The organism is Streptomyces sp. NPDC003016 (assembly GCF_053591455.1).
In genome coordinates, this window is the sequence record NZ_JBSFTV010000033.1 from 37,572 (window position 1) to 52,750 (window position 15,179).

At 70.7% G+C, this 15,179-nt stretch carries 16 protein-coding genes; 9 read left to right on the plus strand and 7 right to left on the minus strand.

The window, feature by feature from the left end:
* Positions 1 to 96: 96 nt before the first annotated feature.
* The 4 genes from ACWDZ4_RS25945 to ACWDZ4_RS25960 form a co-directional block, all read right to left on the minus strand.
* Positions 97 to 1,062 (minus strand): amino acid ABC transporter permease, encoded by a 966-nt coding sequence (locus ACWDZ4_RS25945; RefSeq protein WP_451510790.1) that lies wholly within the window; start codon positions 1,060 to 1,062, stop codon positions 97 to 99.
* On the minus strand, positions 1,059 to 1,706 hold the full coding sequence (locus ACWDZ4_RS25950; RefSeq protein ID WP_451510791.1) for an amino acid ABC transporter permease: 648 nt from the start codon (positions 1,704 to 1,706) through the stop codon (positions 1,059 to 1,061). Before ACWDZ4_RS25950 ends, ACWDZ4_RS25945 begins: the two co-directional genes overlap by 4 nt.
* A 111-nt stretch (positions 1,707 to 1,817) precedes the next feature.
* Entirely contained in the window at positions 1,818 to 2,732 is a 915-nt protein-coding gene (locus tag ACWDZ4_RS25955; RefSeq protein WP_451510792.1) for a glutamate ABC transporter substrate-binding protein, read from the minus strand.
* Between the two features lie 34 nt (positions 2,733 to 2,766).
* Positions 2,767 to 3,552: an amino acid ABC transporter ATP-binding protein gene (locus tag ACWDZ4_RS25960; RefSeq protein ID WP_451510793.1), complete on the minus strand. Its 786-nt coding sequence runs from the start codon at positions 3,550 to 3,552 to the stop codon at positions 2,767 to 2,769.
* 258 nt (positions 3,553 to 3,810) lie between these two features.
* On the opposite strand from ACWDZ4_RS25960, the gene ACWDZ4_RS25965 reads away from it, so the two are divergent.
* Positions 3,811 to 4,521 (plus strand): response regulator transcription factor, encoded by a 711-nt coding sequence (locus ACWDZ4_RS25965; RefSeq protein ID WP_451510794.1) that lies wholly within the window; start codon positions 3,811 to 3,813, stop codon positions 4,519 to 4,521.
* A 6-nt stretch (positions 4,522 to 4,527) separates the two neighbouring features.
* Positions 4,528 to 5,922 (plus strand): sensor histidine kinase, encoded by a 1,395-nt coding sequence (locus ACWDZ4_RS25970; RefSeq protein WP_451510795.1) that lies wholly within the window; start codon positions 4,528 to 4,530, stop codon positions 5,920 to 5,922.
* A 12-nt stretch (positions 5,923 to 5,934) separates the two neighbouring features.
* Here the strand turns inward: ACWDZ4_RS25970 and ACWDZ4_RS25975 are convergent, their stop codons facing one another.
* Complete coding sequence (locus tag ACWDZ4_RS25975; protein ID WP_451510796.1) at positions 5,935 to 6,930, minus strand: TAXI family TRAP transporter solute-binding subunit; 996 nt, start codon at positions 6,928 to 6,930, stop codon at positions 5,935 to 5,937.
* A 70-nt stretch (positions 6,931 to 7,000) separates the two neighbouring features.
* Here ACWDZ4_RS25975 and miaB point away from each other — a divergent pair, with 70 nt between their 5' ends.
* Genes miaB through ACWDZ4_RS25990 form a run of 3 tightly spaced genes read left to right on the plus strand, consistent with a single transcriptional unit; the run spans position 7,001 to position 9,623 of the window.
* Complete coding sequence (gene miaB / locus ACWDZ4_RS25980) at positions 7,001 to 8,485, plus strand: tRNA (N6-isopentenyl adenosine(37)-C2)-methylthiotransferase MiaB (RefSeq protein ID WP_451510797.1); 1,485 nt, start codon at positions 7,001 to 7,003, stop codon at positions 8,483 to 8,485.
* 36 nt (positions 8,486 to 8,521) lie between these two features.
* Positions 8,522 to 8,833, plus strand: coding sequence for a hypothetical protein (locus ACWDZ4_RS25985; protein WP_451510798.1), 312 nt, complete (start codon positions 8,522 to 8,524; stop codon positions 8,831 to 8,833).
* Positions 8,834 to 8,843: 10 nt separating this feature from the next.
* On the plus strand, positions 8,844 to 9,623 hold the full coding sequence (locus ACWDZ4_RS25990) for a hypothetical protein (RefSeq protein ID WP_451510799.1): 780 nt from the start codon (positions 8,844 to 8,846) through the stop codon (positions 9,621 to 9,623).
* A 109-nt stretch (positions 9,624 to 9,732) separates the two neighbouring features.
* On the opposite strand, the gene ACWDZ4_RS25995 is transcribed toward ACWDZ4_RS25990, so the two are convergent.
* On the minus strand, positions 9,733 to 10,005 hold the full coding sequence (locus ACWDZ4_RS25995; RefSeq protein ID WP_451510800.1) for an antitoxin: 273 nt from the start codon (positions 10,003 to 10,005) through the stop codon (positions 9,733 to 9,735).
* Between the two features lie 24 nt (positions 10,006 to 10,029).
* Entirely contained in the window at positions 10,030 to 10,239 is a 210-nt protein-coding gene (locus ACWDZ4_RS26000; RefSeq protein WP_451510801.1) for a gliding motility protein, read from the minus strand.
* 225 nt (positions 10,240 to 10,464) lie between these two features.
* On the opposite strand from ACWDZ4_RS26000, the gene miaA reads away from it, so the two are divergent.
* The 4 genes from miaA to ACWDZ4_RS26020 all read left to right on the plus strand — a co-directional run bounded on the left by miaA (position 10,465) and on the right by ACWDZ4_RS26020 (position 15,157).
* Positions 10,465 to 11,403 carry a tRNA (adenosine(37)-N6)-dimethylallyltransferase MiaA gene (miaA, locus tag ACWDZ4_RS26005; RefSeq protein WP_451510802.1) on the plus strand — a complete coding sequence of 313 codons (939 nt, stop codon included), beginning with the start codon at positions 10,465 to 10,467 and terminating at the stop codon, positions 11,401 to 11,403.
* A 107-nt stretch (positions 11,404 to 11,510) separates the two neighbouring features.
* The gene (locus tag ACWDZ4_RS26010; protein WP_451510834.1) at positions 11,511 to 11,969 is read left to right on the plus strand and encodes a hypothetical protein; all 459 of its coding nucleotides are present in this window, start codon (positions 11,511 to 11,513) and stop codon (positions 11,967 to 11,969) included.
* A 34-nt stretch (positions 11,970 to 12,003) separates the two neighbouring features.
* Positions 12,004 to 12,882 (plus strand): diaminopimelate epimerase, encoded by an 879-nt coding sequence (dapF, locus tag ACWDZ4_RS26015; RefSeq protein ID WP_451510803.1) that lies wholly within the window; start codon positions 12,004 to 12,006, stop codon positions 12,880 to 12,882.
* Between the two features lie 166 nt (positions 12,883 to 13,048).
* Entirely contained in the window at positions 13,049 to 15,157 is a 2,109-nt protein-coding gene (locus ACWDZ4_RS26020; protein ID WP_451510804.1) for a RelA/SpoT family protein, read from the plus strand.
* Positions 15,158 to 15,179 lie beyond the last annotated feature (22 nt).

The following is a 15,179-nucleotide window of genomic DNA, read 5'->3' on the forward strand; positions in this document are numbered from 1 at the left end:
AACCCGGTGCACGATCACAGAACGTATGCAACCCACTGCGGGTGCTTGCGTCAAGTGACAGAGGCAGCGGCGCGGGGGCCGCTGCCTCACATTTCGTCAGTTCTTCTTGCCGTCGGGCCCTTCGGTACCTCCGGCCCCGCCTTCCCCGCGCGGTCCGAGCGGCCCGCCACCGGCGTCGAGCACCCCGGGCGCCTCCAGCGGTTCGGCGGCGGCGGCCGGCGCGATGCCGGTCTTGGCCCGGCGGCCGCGCTTCTCGACCCAGGTGGCGAGCGAGGAGAGCACCAGGCACATCGCGACGTAGATCGCTCCGAACACGATGACCACCGGGACGTACGGATAGTCGTCATTGACGATGGTGTTGTTGGCCAGTCTCCGGGCCACGAACAGCAGCTCCGCGTACGTGATGATGTAGCCGAGCGAGGTGTCCTTCAGGGTCACCACGAGCTGGCTGATGATCGTCGGCAGCATGGAGCGGACGGCCTGCGGGATCAGCAGCACCGTCATGACCTGCGACTTGCGCAGACCCAGCGCGTACGCCGCCTCGACCTGCCCCTTGGGCACGGCGTTGACGCCGGCCCGGAGCACCTCGGCCTGGACACACGCGTTGTAGACCGTCAGGCCGACGACCAGGGCCCAGAAGGCCGAACTCTCGCCGACGAAACCGAGGTTGTCCTTGTACGTCAGGAACAGGACCCACAGCGCGTAAATGGTGATCAGCAGCGGGATGGCGCGGAACAGCTCGATGAAGCCGGTCGCCAGCGCGCTCACCGGGCGGTGGTCGGAGAGCCGCGCCACGGCCAGCACGACGCCGAGGACCAGTGACAGCACCGCCGCCACGGCGAACACCTGGAGGGTGGAGAGGATGCCGTCGCGGATGCTGGCCCGGACTCCGGCGTAGTTGAAGATGTCCCACATCTCGGGCGCCAGGTGCCCGCCGTCCGCGAGGCGGTAGACCGCGAACGCGATCAGGCCGAGGACCCCGAGGGAACCGACGACGGTGTAGACGCGGTTGCGGACCCGGGCCTTGGGACCAGGGGCGTCGTACAGGACGGTCGAACTCATCGTGCGACCTCCATGCGCCGCTCGAGCAGCCGGAAGAGACCGCTGATGGTGAAGGTGATGACCAGGTAGGCGAGAGCCACGAACAGGAAGATCGGGGCGATGGCGAAGCCCTTGTCGCTCAGCAGCTTCTGCACACCGAAGAGCTCGGTGACGCTGAACGCTCCCGCGATCGCCGAGTTCTTGGTGAGCGCGATGAAGATGCTGCTCAGCGGCGGGATCACGGTGCGGGTGGCCTGCGGAAGGACGATCATGCGCAGCGTCTGGAAGAACGACATGCCCAGGGAACGGGCGGCCTCGGCCTGGCCGAGCGGCACCGTACTGATGCCGGACCTGACGGCCTCGCAGACGAACGCGGAAGTGTAGAAGGCGAGCGCCAGAAGGGCCTTGACCCACGGGTTCATGCCGCTGCCGAAGACGGCGGGCAGCACGAACCAGACGACGAGGAACAGCAGCGTCAGCGGAGTGTTGCGGAAGAGTGTGACCCAGGCGGCGCCGAAGAACCGCAGGGGCGGTACGGGAGAGACGCGGAAACCGGCCATCACGACGCCCAGCACCATCGCGAGCAGTGCACTGGCGGCGGTCAGCAGCACGGTTCCTATGAAACCGTCACGGAACTCCGGCAAGTGGTCGAGCAATACATTCACGGGGAAGTCCTCGTGGGCGGCAGCGGACGGGCAGGGGACACCGCGCCCCGTACGCTCCCCTCAAGCGCGTACGGGGCCCGGAAAGTCACCACCGAAGACAGGCGGCGGTTGTCAGTAGCGCTCGAGCGCCGGCGGCTCGGTGAACGCGGAGCCGGACAGGCCGAGCGTCGCGTCGTACGCCTTCTTGTAGTCGCCGTTCTTGATGTGCGTCTCCAGCGACTTGGTGACCGCCTCGCGCAGCGCCTTGTCGTCCTTGCTCATGCCGATGCCGTACGGCTCCTTGGTGAACGGCTTGCCGACCACCTTGAGCTTCGTCGGACGCTGCGCGGCGTAGCCCTTGAGGATCGCGTCGTCGGTGGTGACCGCGTCGACCTCGCTGTTGACGAGCTGCTGCACGCACTCGGAGTACTTCGAGAGCTCGACGGTCTTCGCGCCGTACTTCGGCTTCTTGATCTCCTGGAGCGGCGTGGAGCCGACGATCGAGCAGACCTTCTTGCCCTTGAGGGACTCGGGCCCGGTGATCGCGCTGTCGTCCTTGCGGACCAGGAGGTCGGCGCCCGCCATGAAGTACGGACCGGCGAAGCCGACCTGCTTCTTGCGCTCGTCGTTGATCGTGTACGTACCGACGTAGAGGTCGATGTCGCCCTTCGAGATGGTCGTCTCGCGGACACCGGAGTCGACCGTCTTGAAAGTGATCTGGTCGGGCGAGAAACCGAGGTCGGCGGCGACCATCTTGGCGATCTCGATGTCGAAGCCGGAACGCTTGCCGTCGGTGTCCTCGAAGCCGAGGTACGGCTGGTCGTTCTTGGCGCCGAAGGTGATCTTGCCGGCCTTCTGGGCCTTCTTCAGGGCCGGCGAGTCGATCTTGACGTCCTTGGCAACCGTGTACGTCGGAAGCTTGGGTGCGTCCTTGCCGCCGGCCGGGTCCTTCGGCTTGTCACCGGCGGTCCCGGACTCGCCGCCACAGGCGGTCGCGGTCAGGGCGAGCACAGCAATGGCGACAGCGGCAGTTTTGCGAAGCTTCATCGTGAACATCCCTTATGTCGTAGGTCGTGAATCGTCAGTGGTGAAGGATCTTCGACAGGAAGTCCTTGGCCCGGTCGCTGCGCGGATTGCTGAAGAACTGGTCGGGCGTGGCCTCTTCGACGATCCGGCCGTCCGCCATGAAGACGACGCGGTTGGCGGCCGAGCGCGCGAAGCCCATCTCGTGGGTGACGACCACCATCGTCATGCCGTCGCGTGCCAGCTGCTGCATGGCTTCCAGCACCTCGTTGATCATCTCGGGGTCGAGCGCCGAAGTGGGCTCGTCGAAGAGCATGACCTTGGGGTCCATGGCCAACGCCCGCGCGATCGCGACACGCTGCTGCTGACCGCCGGAGAGCTGCGCCGGGTACTTGTCCGCCTGCGAGCCGACGCCCACCCGGTCGAGCAGCTCCCGTGCCTTCTTCTCGGCCGCGGCCTTGTCCGCCTTGCGGACCTTGATCTGGCCCAGCGTCACGTTCTCCAGCACCGTCTTGTGCGCGAAGAGGTTGAACGACTGGAAGACCATGCCGACGTCGGCCCGCAGCCGGGCGAGTTCCCTGCCCTCCTGGGGCAGCGGCCTTCCGTCGATCGTGATCGCACCGGAGTCGATCGTCTCCAGACGGTTGATGGTGCGGCACAGCGTGGACTTTCCGGACCCGGAGGGCCCGATGACGACCACGACCTCGCCACGGGCGATGGTCAGATCGATGTCCTGGAGCACATGCAGCGCGCCGAAGTGCTTGTTGACGTTGCTCAGCACGACCAGGTCGTCGGCTGCGGGCGCAGCGTCATCGGCGGCCTTGGTCACTGAAACTCCGCTCATCGGCTTCTTGCTCCGTCCTCCTCGGTTGGGAGGACCCTAGTCAGCCGCTACGACCAGCGTCATTACATCTGAGCTGAAATTGAGCATAACGATCCGGCTGCAACCGGACACTCCGCGTGAACGGGACTCCGGGCGGGGATACCGGCTCCATAACGGAACATGCCCGTAACGGGAAGGGTCTTGACTGGAACGTGACGCATCGGCGTTTATGCCCTGAGGCCAATTCACGAAGATTTCACCGGAGGAGGGGGGCCGACCATGAGACTGCTGCTCGTCGAGGACGACAACCACGTCGCGGCGGCCCTCTCCGCCATCCTCGTCCGGCACGGGTTCCAGGTCGTCCACGCCCGCAGCGGCGAAGAGGCGATCCAGGCGCTCCTGCCGGCCGAGAAGGAGCCCTTCGGGGTCGTGCTGCTCGACCTCGGACTGCCCGACCAGGACGGCTACGAGGTCTGCGGCAAGATCCGCAAGCGCGGTGACACCCCGGTGATCATGGTGACCGCACGGGCCGACGTGCGCTCCCGCATCCACGGCCTCAACCTCGGCGCCGACGACTACGTCGTGAAGCCGTACGACACCGGCGAGCTGCTCGCCCGTATCCACGCCGTCAGCAGGCGCAAGGCGACGGGGGACGCGCCGGTGTCCGCCACGGCCGCCGACACCGCCCTGCGGCTCGGCGGCGTACGCATCGAGCTGCCCACGCGCCGCGTCAGCGTCGACGGCACCGAGGTGCAGCTGACCCGCAAGGAGTTCGACCTGCTCGCCCTCCTCGCGCAGCGCCCCGGCGTGGTCTTCCGCCGGGAGCAGATCATCAGTGAGGTCTGGCGTACGAGCTGGGAGGGGACCGGCCGCACCCTGGAGGTGCACGTGGCCTCCCTGCGCTCCAAACTGCGGATGCCCGCGCTCGTCCAGACCGTGCGCGGTGTCGGCTACCGGCTCGTCGTCCCGGCCGCCGTACAGGGCCCGTAACCCCGCGTGCGCGCCCGCCTCCTCCCGCTGCTCATCGTCCTCCTCGCGGGCATCCTCCTCGCGCTGGGCTTCCCGCTCGCGGTGAGCGTGGCCGCCGCGCAGCAGCAGCGGGTGGTCGTCGACCGGATCGACGACACGGCGCGCTTCGCGGCGCTCGCCCAGTTCGTCACCGCCCGCAAGGACAGCGGCGAGGACGAGCGGCGCAGGACCCTGGAGACCGAACTCGCCAGCTACCACGGGGTGTACGGAATCCGGGCGGGGGTCTTCTACCGCGACGGCGCATCCATGGCGAGCGCCCCCGCGAACTGGTCCGTTCCCCCGGAGGGCGAGGGCCGCGACGCCTTCCAGGAGGCGCTCTACAAGCGCCGCAGCCACGATCCGGAGCAGGTCTGGCCCTGGCAGAACGGCCGGCTGTTCGTCGCCTCGCCGGTGGTCCGGGACGGCGACGTGGTCGCGGTCGTCGTCACCGACTCGCCCACGGGACAGATGCGTTCGCGGACGCTGCACGGCTGGGTGCTGATCGCGGCGGGCGAGGTCGCGGCGATGCTGGTCGCGGTCGGCGCCGCGTTCCGGCTGACCGGCTGGGTGCTCAGGCCCGTACGCATCCTGGACGCGGCCACCCACGACATAGCGACCGGCCTGATGAACTCGCGCGTCGCGGCCGCGAGCGGGCCGCCGGAACTCAGGCGCCTGGCCCGGTCGTTCAACGAGATGGCGGACAACGTCGAGGACGTGCTGGAGCAGCAGCGCGCCTTCGTCTCCGACGCCTCCCACCAGCTGCGCAACCCACTGGCCGCCCTGCTCCTGCGGATCGAGCTCCTCCACCTCGACCTGCCCGGAAACGAAGAGATCTCCTCCGTCCGTACGGAGGGCAAGCGCCTCGCACAGGTCCTGGACAGCCTGCTGGACCTGGCGCTGGCCGAACACGCCCCCGCCCACCTCCAGCTGACCGACCTCGGCGAACTGGTCACCGAGCGCGTCGCCGCCTGGCGCCCCCTCGCGGACGACAAGGGCGTACGCCTCACGTACGAAGGCCCGGCGGCCGTCACCGCCTGGGGCGACCTCGTCGCGCTCTCCAGCGCCCTCGACGCGGTGATCGACAACGCCCTGAAGTTCACACCCCGGGGCGAGGGGGTCGAGGTCGTGGTCGCGCCGAACGGCAAGACCTGCACGATCACCGTCGCGGACGGCGGTCCCGGCCTGACCGACGACGAACTGACCCGCGTCGGCGACCGCTTCTGGCGCAGCAACCGCCACCAGAACATCAAGGGCTCGGGCCTCGGCCTGTCCATCTCGCGGGCCCTGCTCCTCGCCGGCGGCGGCACCATGTCGTACGCCCGGAACACGCCCCACGGGCTGCGGGTGACCGTGACGGTCCCCCGCACGTCCCCCACCGCCTGACCGCCCGCCCGGCTACGGCTTGACCGACCGGTAGTAGCGCTGCGCGCCCTCGTGCAGCCGCAGCGGATCGGTGTAGATCGCGGTCCGCAGATCCACCAGCTGCGCCGCGTGCACCACGTTGCCGATGTGGTCCCGGCTCCTTATCACCGAGCGGGTCAGTTCCTCCGTCAGCCCGGCGTCCGTACGGTCCGTGGTCACCAGCAGATTGGCCACGGCCACCGTCGGCACGGCCACCCCGTCCTGCACCTCGGCGTACGCGTCGGCGGGCATCACGGCGAACCGGTAGTGGCGGGAGGCACCGCCCGCCGCGTGCAGCTCGTCGACGAGATCACCCAGCGGTACGAGCCGGACCGCCATCCGCTCCGACAGGTCCCGCACGGCGCTGGTGGGCAGGCCGCCCGACCAGAAGAAGGCGTCGATCTCGCCCTGCTCCAGCATCCGGGGCATGGTGTTGATGCCGGCGGACACCGGGACGACGTCCCGCTCGGGGTCGAGCCCGGCGGCCTCCAGCAGCCGGTTCGCCACCAGCCGTACGCCCGAGCCGTTCTGCCCCACCGCGACCCGCATGCCGCGCAGACCGGCCGCGGACCGCACCGCGGAGCCCTTCGCCACGACGAGCTGCACATAGTCGTCGTACAGCCGCGCGCAGCTGCGCAGCCGCTTCGCGCCGGGCATCCGGTCCCGCTGGTACTTCGCCACGGCGTCCGCGGTGGCGATGGTGAAATCGGCCTCCCCGCTCGCCAGCCGTGCGAGGTTCTGCTGCGACCCCTCGCTGGTCCGCAGCCGCATGTCCACCTCGGGGAGATCACGGGCCAGGGACTCGCCCAGGAGTTCGCCGTAGCGCTGGTAGACCCCGGTCGTCACACCCGTACTGAACGTGATCTTCCCGCGCGGCGAGGACTCCCCGATCGGCAGGAGCCACCACAGCAGCAGCCCGGACACCACGAGCGCGGCGACGGCCCCCTGGAGGGCGCGGCGGCGGCTGATGCGGGGGAGGACCTGGGGCATGCGCGCGATCCTGCCAGTTCACTCCCCTCGGGGACCAGGGGGCGCCCGGCCCCGTACCCTGGTGTACGAGATGAGCGAGAAGACATACGAGGTGCGCACTTACGGGTGCCAGATGAACGTCCACGACTCCGAGCGGCTCTCGGGCCTCCTGGAGGGCGCGGGATATGTCCGGGCGCCGGAGGGCGCCGACGGTGACGCCGACGTCGTCGTCTTCAACACCTGCGCGGTGCGGGAGAACGCCGACAACAAGCTGTACGGCAACCTCGGCAGGCTCGCCCCGATGAAGACGAGGCGGCCGGGCATGCAGATCGCCGTCGGCGGCTGCCTCGCGCAGAAGGACCGCGACACCATCGTCAAGCGGGCCCCCTGGGTCGACGTGGTCTTCGGCACGCACAACATCGGCAAGCTGCCCGTGCTGCTGGAGCGCGCCCGCGTCCGGGAAGAGGCGCAGGTCGAGATCGCCGAGTCGCTGGAGGCGTTCCCGTCCACCCTCCCGACGCGCCGCGAGAGCGCGTACGCCGCCTGGGTGTCCATCTCCGTCGGGTGCAACAACACCTGCACCTTCTGCATCGTCCCGGCGCTGCGCGGCAAGGAGAAGGACCGCAGGACGGGCGACATCCTCGCCGAGATCGAGGCACTGGTCGCCGAGGGTGTCTCCGAGATCACCCTGCTCGGCCAGAACGTCAACGCGTACGGCTCCGACATCGGTGACCGTGAGGCCTTCTCCAAGCTGCTGCGCGCCTGCGGGAAGATCGAGGGCCTGGAACGCGTCCGTTTCACCTCGCCGCACCCGCGCGACTTCACGGACGACGTGATCGCCGCGATGGCCGAGACACCGAACGTCATGCCGCAGCTGCACATGCCGCTCCAGTCCGGCTCGGACACGGTGCTCAAGGCGATGCGCCGCTCGTACCGCCAGGAGCGCTTCCTCGGCATCATCGAGAAGGTGCGCGCCGCGATGCCGCACGCCGCCATCTCCACCGACATCATCGTGGGCTTCCCCGGCGAGACCGAGGAGGACTTCGAGCAGACCATGCACACGGTCCGCGAGGCGCGCTTCGCGCAGGCGTTCACCTTCCAGTACTCCAAGCGCCCGGGAACGCCGGCCGCCACCATGGAGGACCAGATCCCCAAGGAGGTCGTCCAGGAGCGCTACATGCGCCTGGTCGCGCTCCAGGAGGAGATCTCCTGGGAGGAGAACAAGAAGCAGGTCGGCAGGACCGTGGAGGTCATGGTCGCCGAGGGCGAGGGCCGCAAGGACGGCGCCACGCACCGCCTCTCCGGCCGCGCCCCCGACAACCGCCTCGTCCACTTCACGAAGCCCGAGGAGGACGTACGCCCCGGTGACGTGGTGACGGTCGGGATCACCTACGCCGCGCCGCACCACCTGCTGGCCGAGGGCCCTCCCGAGGCGGTACGCCGCACCCGCTCGGGCGACGCCTGGGAGAAGCGCACCGCGCAGCCGCGGCAGGGGCCGGGCGTTCTGCTGGGGCTGCCGAAGGTGGGCGTACCGGAGCCGCTGCCCGCGGCCACCGGCGGCTGCTCCGTCCAGTGACCGGCTGACAGCCGGTCCACGCGCCGAGGGGGAGACATGGGCCGGTGGGGCCTGGTCGTCGAGGAGAACCAGGGAAGCGGCGAGGAGAAGATGTGGGCGCTCCGGGTGCTGGCCCATGTCGACGGCACCCGGGAAGAGGCTCTCGCCCGGCTGGAGAGCTGGGCGAGGACCCACCGGCCGGAGCACCCCCGCCGTCCGGGGCGCCGCCTGGTCTACCGGCAGGGCGAAGGCTTCCTGACCGTCACCGAGGGCCGCTCCCGGGACTACCACTGCCGCTTCAGCGTGCTGGAGCTGTTGTACGACAGTGAGGCCCCGGAGCCCCAGGACGGCGTTCCGCCGGGGTACTAGGCTTCCGGACATGCTTGTCGCCGCCGCCGTATGCCCCTGTCCGCCGCTCCTGGTCCCCGAGGTCGCCTCCGGGGCGGCCGGGGAACTCGACGCCGCACGGGACGCCTGCGCGGACGCTCTCGGGGTGCTCGCGGTGTCCCGCCCCGACCTGCTGGTCGTGGTCGGCCCCGCAGGCTCCGCAGGCTCCGCAGGCTCCGCAGGCCCCGCAGGCTCCGAAGACCCCGCGGGACAGGACGGCACCGGAACGTACCCCCGGGGAAGCGCCGGCAGCTTCCGGGGTCTCGGCGTCGGTCTCGGTGTGAGCCTCGGTACGACGGCGGAGGGCGGCCGGGCGGGCGCCGCAGGACGCGAGCTCCCGCAGTCCCTCGCCGTGGGCGCCTGGCTGCTCTCCCGTACGCCGTGGGCGGACGCCCCCGTGGAGGGCCTCGGAGTCGGGGAGCGGCTTGCGAGCGGCCGGTGCGCGGACGAGGGCCGGAAACTGGCCGCACGGGCGGAGCGGGTCGCCCTTCTCGTGCTCGGTGACGGCAGCGCCTGCCGGACCCTCAAGGCGCCGGGCTACCTGGACGAACGGGCCGACGGCTTCGACGCGGCAGCGGCACGGGCGCTGGGCGCGGCCGACACGGCCGCCCTGCTGGCTCTGGACGAGCACGTGGCGTACGAACTCAAGGCGGCGGGGCGGGCGCCCTGGCAGGTCCTCGCAGGCGCCGCCGAGGGCGCCGGTCTCGGCGGCCGGCTGCTGTACGAGGAGGCCCCTTACGGCGTCGGTTACTTCGTCGCCGCCTGGTCCTGAGTCCCGGGGAACCGCCGAGAACGCCACGCAACACAAGTACGGCGGACGGCCGCGGAGCGATGTGCGCTCCGCGGCCGTCCGCCGTTGCCGCTTGTCAGGGCACTGATGGTCAGGAAGCCGGGGGGGGAGGCGGCGGCGCGGTGCCGGTGCCGCTCGTCCCGCCGGTCCCGCCGTCCTTGTGCGCGATGCGGTCCAGGGCCTGCTTGGCCTTGCCCGTTCCCGACTCGATCTGACTGCTGTACTTGCCCTTGGTCTTGCTGTCGACCGCCTTGGCGGCCTTGCTCAGACCCTGCTCGATCCTGCCCTCGTGCTGCTGCGCGAGATCCGAGACCTTGTCCTTCGCAGGAGCGATCTTGGCCTTCAACGAATCCAGGAAACCCATGGATCACCTTCGCTCTTCGGGGGACTACTTATGGGCGCTCTCTCCGGCCTCATTGTCCGCCGCCTCGTCCGCGGACTGCTGCTTGGGGATCTCGACGCTCTCCCCCTCGGCGGTTCCAGGAGTCTCGGCGCCCTTCTCGGTCCCGGCCGCGCCCTCCGTCCCCTCCGTCGCGGCTTCCCCCGGGGTGTCGGCCGTCGGGTCTCCGGCCCGTGCCTCCTCGGGCGACGCCTCCACGACATCCTTGGACTTGCGGCTAAACCATGAAAAAAGGCCCATATCTGCTCCATACATTACTCGTGTGGGCGAAATTCCGCGCCCGTCCGGAGCGTCTCATTGCGTCGCCCAGGGGCACCGGTCCGTAAACCGGCGGTCGGAACCTCGCAACAGGAAACGAACCCGGCCGCGTGCCGTCACGTAACTCGTTCGGGGAGGTGCCGCGGGGTTTGCGAGACTGGGGCAGTGAGAACTGCAGCTCCCGCACCGCGGGTCATCGCCGTTGTCGGCCCCACGGCAGCCGGGAAGTCCGATCTGGGCGTCGCCCTCGCCCAGCATTTCGGCGGGGAAGTCGTCAACGCCGACTCCATGCAGCTCTACCGGGGGATGGACATCGGCACCGCCAAACTGACGCCCGGGGAGCGCGGCGGCATCCCGCACCACCTCCTCGACATCTGGGACGTGACCGAGGCGGCCAGCGTCGCCGAGTACCAGAGGCTCGCCCGCGCGGAGATCGACCGGCTCCTCGCCGACGGCCGTACGCCCGTCCTCGTCGGCGGCTCGGGGCTCTACGTGCGAGGGGCCGTCGACGCACTCGAATTCCCCGGCACCGACCCGGCGGTACGGGCCCGGCTGGAGGAGGAACTGGAGCTGCGGGGGCCGGGCGCCCTGCACGCGCGCCTCGCCGCCGCCGACCCCGACGCGGGGCGCGCGATCCTGCCGAGCAACGGCCGACGCATCGTCCGCGCGCTCGAAGTGATCGAAATCACCGGCAAGCCGTTCACGGCCAATCTCCCGGGTCCCGACTCGGTGTACGACACCGTCCAGATCGGCGTCGACGTCGGCCGCCCCGAGCTCGACGAGCGCATCGCGGCGCGCGTCGACCGCATGTGGGAGGCGGGGCTCGTGGACGAGGTGCGCACCCTGGAGGCGCGAGGACTCCGGGAGGGGCGTACGGCCGCCCGCGCCCTGGGATACCAGCAGGTACTGGCCGCGCTGGCGGGGGAGTGCACCGAGGAGGAGGCGCGCGCCGAGACCGTGCGCGCCACCAAGCGCTTCGCGCGCCGTCAGGACTCGTGGTTCCGCCGGGATCCGCGGGTGCACTGGCTGAGCGGCGCGGCCGAGGACCGCGCGGAACTCCCGCGGCGGGCGCTGACATTGGTCGAACGAGCGGTTACAGCCTGATCACGTGATGGCATCGGGACGCTCCGCCCGTCATTCCGGTGCCCGGGCCCGTGCCATCATCAAGCTTCGATCGGCCAGTGGAGTCCAAGTTGGGAGGGCGCGTGGCGATGGAAGCCGGCCCTCGTGACACAGCACAGGAAGATCCGGACCGTTTGAGCCCCGACGGGCCCGACTTGAGCCCCGACGGGCCCGACGACCAGGACGTGGCGCCCGGGGCAGGGACGGGGCCCGAGGTCGAGGTCGAGCTGCGCCCGCAGCGGCGCCTGCGGATCTGGCAGCTCGCGCCGATCGTGGGACTCGCCGCCCTGGGCTCCCTGATGTTCGCCTTCCCTCTGGCCTTCGAGTTCGGCGACGGCGGAGCGGTCGTCGCCATGCTGGGACTGCTGATCAGCTGCTGCGCCGCGGGCTGGGGCATGATGGCCGCCCGCCGCGTGGGACACACCTGGCCCGGTCTGCCGTCCAGGGACTCGGGCAGGCGCCCCGACTGGCGGGTGATCGCGCTGTACGTCGTCGTGGGCGCCGGCCTGGTCGCGCTGGCCGTCTGGCGCGTGGCCCGCCTCCGCTGACCGCCTGTCGTACCCGCCCCGTACGATTGTCGCCGTGAGCAACTCGCCGATCGCCTTCCTCAAGGGCCACGGGACCGAGAACGACTTCGTGATCGTCCCCGACCCGGACAACAGCATCGACCTGCCCCCGTCCCTCGTCGCGAAACTGTGCGACCGCAGGGCCGGTATCGGCGGTGACGGCCTGCTGCACGTCGTGCGGTCCGCCGAGCACCCCGAAGCGCGGGCGACGGCCGAGACGGCCGAGTGGTTCATGGACTACCGCAACGCCGACGGCTCGATCGCCGAGATGTGCGGCAACGGAGTCCGCGTCTTCGCCCGCTACCTCCGGCGCGCGGGCCTCGTCGGCGAGGGCGACCTGGCCGTCGCCACCCGCGGCGGCGTCAAGCGGGTGCGCATCGCCAAGGCGGACGCCGGCGGCGACATCACCGTCTCCATGGGCCGGGCCCTCCTCCCCGAGGGCGACGTCACGGTCTCCGTGGGGGCCCGGGAATGGCCCGCCCGCAACGTGAACATGGGCAACCCGCACGCCGTCGCCTTCGTCGACGACCTGGACCACGCCGGTGACCTGTTCACCGCCCCGTCCTTCAGCCCGGCCTCCGCCTACCCGGAGGGCGTCAACGTCGAGTTCGCCGTCGACCGCGGCCCGCGCCACGTCGCGATGCGCGTGCACGAGCGCGGCTCGGGCGAGACGCGCTCCTGCGGTACGGGCGCGTGCGCCGTGGCCGTCGCCGCGGCCCGCAGGGACGGCGCCGATCCCGCTGTCACCGGCGAGCCCGTGACGTACACCGTCGATCTCCCCGGCGGGCGTCTGACGATCACCGAGCGGCCCGACGGAGCCGTCGAGATGACGGGGCCCGCCGTGATCGTCGCCGAGGGCACCGTCGACCCGCACTGGACCGCTCCGGCCCCGTAGGACCGGCAGGAAACGGCCGACGCACCGAGCTTCGCTCGAATGGGTGATCCGGTTCACGCTGAGCGAGAGCGGGACAGCGGGGCGTGGTGGGCTCGGTAGCATCAAGCACCGGCCGGGACGCGGGCCCACCCGTCCACCGCCGGTCGACGCTGCCGGAGGTCCCCCCATGAGTGCAGAGGCCGCCCACCCAGGAGCCGCCGGCCGCAGGCGTGGCCGCACCAGACTGGACCTCCGCAGACTCGGCCGTGTCGCCCTGCTCGGTCCCGCGTCGCGGGACCGGCTGCCCGACGCGATCGGCCATGTCGCGGACGCCCACCGCGCCCACCATCCGGAGGCCGACCTCTCCATCCTGCACAGGGCGTATGTGCTCGCCGAGTCGTCGCACCGCGGACAGATGCGCAAGAGCGGCGAGCCGTACATCACCCATCCGCTCGCCGTGACGCTGATCCTCGCCGAACTCGGGGCCGAGACCACCACGTTGACCGCGGCGCTCCTGCACGACACCGTCGAAGACACCGACGTGACGCTCGATCAGGTCCGCGCGGAGTTCGGCGAGGAGGTCTGTTTCCTCGTCGACGGTGTGACGAAACTGGAGAAGGTCGACTACGGGGCCGCCGCCGAACCCGAGACCTTCCGCAAGATGCTCGTCGCCACCGGCAACGACGTCCGGGTCATGTCGATCAAACTCGCCGACCGGCTGCACAACATGCGCACCCTCACCGTGATGCGCCCCGAGAAGCAGGCCCGGATCGCCAAGGTCACCCGGGACGTCCTGATCCCTCTCGCCGAACGGCTCGGCGTCCAGGCCCTCAAGACCGAACTGGAGGACCTGGTCTTCGCGATCCTCCACCCCGAGGAGTACGCGCACACGCGCGCCCTCATCGCGGCGGACGCCGCCGCGGGGGACCCGCTGGAGGCGATCGCGGAAGAGGTCAGGAAGGTGCTGCGGGAAGCCGGCCTGGCAGCCGAGGTTCTCGTCAGACCCCGTCACTTCGTCTCCGTCCACCGGACCAGGCTCAAACGCGGCGAACTGCGCGGCACGGACTTCGGACGGCTGCTGGTGCTCGTCACGGAGGACGCCGACTGCTACGGCGTACTGGGCGAACTGCACACCTGCTTCACACCGGTGATCTCCGAGTTCAAGGACTTCATCGCGGCGCCCAAGTTCAACCTCTACCAGTCGCTGCACACCGCCGTCGCGCGCCCGGACGGCGAGGTGGCCGAAGTCCTCATCCGTACGCACCGGATGCACAAGGTGGCGGAGGCGGGCGTCGTCGCCCTGGGCAACCCGTACGCGCCGACCGACGGCGCCGAGCCCGCCGTCGAGGGCGAGCGCGCGGACCCCACCAGGCCCGGCTGGCTCTCCCGGCTGCTGGAGTGGCAGGAGTCCACGCCCGACCCCGACACCTTCTGGAGGTCGCTGCGCGCGGACCTCGCGCAGGACCGGGAGATCACCGTGTTCCGCCCGGACGGCGCCACGCTGGGGCTGCCGGCCGGTGCGAGCTGTGTGGACGCGGCGTACGCACAGCACGGCGAGGCGGCGCACCGCTGCATCGGCGCCCGGGTCAACGGCCGGCTGGCGACCCTCGGCACGGTGCTGCGCGACGGTGACACGGTGCAGCTGCTCCTCGCCCACGACATCGGCTCGGGGCCCTCGCCCGAGTGGCTCGGCCACGCCCGTACGCCCGCCGCGCGGATCGCCATCACCCGCTGGTTCTCCGCCCATCCGCAGGACGATCCACCCGCCCCGGGAGGCCGGACGCCGGAGCCCAGGCCGGAGGCCGCTCCTCAGGCACCCGCCACCGACAGCCTGCTGCCCAGGAGCGCCGAGAACGCCGTCGTGGACCTCCCGGACGCGACCGTGCGGCTCGCCGGCTGCTGTACGCCCGTACCGCCCGACGCCGTCACCGGCTTCGCCGTACGCGGCGGTGTCGTCACCGTGCACCGCGAGGCGTGTCCCGCGGCGGCCCGGATGGGGGCGCGCGGACGGGAACCGGTGGGCGTGCGCTGGCTGGCCACGGGCGACTGCCGGGTCACCCTGGTCGCCGAGTCCTTCGGGCGTCCGCGGCTCCTCGCCGATCTCACCGAAGCCATCGCCACCGCGGGCGCGGCGGTCGTCTCGGCCACCGTGGAACCGCCGAGCGAGCAGCGCGTACGGCATACGTACACCCTCCGGCTCCCCGATGCCGCGAAGCTTTCCGCGCTCATGCGCGCGATGCGCGAGGTGCCCGGCGTGTACGACGTGAGCCGCGCCCAGCACCCCGCCACCGCTTGACCGAACGGGCCGCTCTTTCGAG

Excerpts from the sequence above, each read along its gene's own strand:
- ACWDZ4_RS25965 (WP_451510794.1), top strand. The coding sequence starts at position 3,811 with ATGAGACTGCTGCTCGTCGAGGACGACAACCACGTCGCGGCGGCCCTC.
- ACWDZ4_RS26020 (WP_451510804.1), top strand. The coding sequence starts at position 13,049 with ATGAGTGCAGAGGCCGCCCACCCAGGAGCCGCCGGCCGCAGGCGTGGC.
- ACWDZ4_RS25955 (WP_451510792.1), bottom strand. The coding sequence starts at position 2,732 with ATGAAGCTTCGCAAAACTGCCGCTGTCGCCATTGCTGTGCTCGCCCTG.
- ACWDZ4_RS25960 (WP_451510793.1), bottom strand. The coding sequence starts at position 3,552 with ATGAGCGGAGTTTCAGTGACCAAGGCCGCCGATGACGCTGCGCCCGCA.
- ACWDZ4_RS25990 (WP_451510799.1), top strand. The coding sequence starts at position 8,844 with ATGCTTGTCGCCGCCGCCGTATGCCCCTGTCCGCCGCTCCTGGTCCCC.
- ACWDZ4_RS25945 (WP_451510790.1), bottom strand. The coding sequence starts at position 1,062 with ATGAGTTCGACCGTCCTGTACGACGCCCCTGGTCCCAAGGCCCGGGTC.
- ACWDZ4_RS25985 (WP_451510798.1), top strand. The coding sequence starts at position 8,522 with ATGGGCCGGTGGGGCCTGGTCGTCGAGGAGAACCAGGGAAGCGGCGAG.
- ACWDZ4_RS25975 (WP_451510796.1), bottom strand. The coding sequence starts at position 6,930 with ATGCCCCAGGTCCTCCCCCGCATCAGCCGCCGCCGCGCCCTCCAGGGG.
- ACWDZ4_RS25995 (WP_451510800.1), bottom strand. The coding sequence starts at position 10,005 with ATGGGTTTCCTGGATTCGTTGAAGGCCAAGATCGCTCCTGCGAAGGAC.
- miaB (WP_451510797.1), top strand. The coding sequence starts at position 7,001 with ATGAGCGAGAAGACATACGAGGTGCGCACTTACGGGTGCCAGATGAAC.
- ACWDZ4_RS26010 (WP_451510834.1), top strand. The coding sequence starts at position 11,511 with ATGGAAGCCGGCCCTCGTGACACAGCACAGGAAGATCCGGACCGTTTG.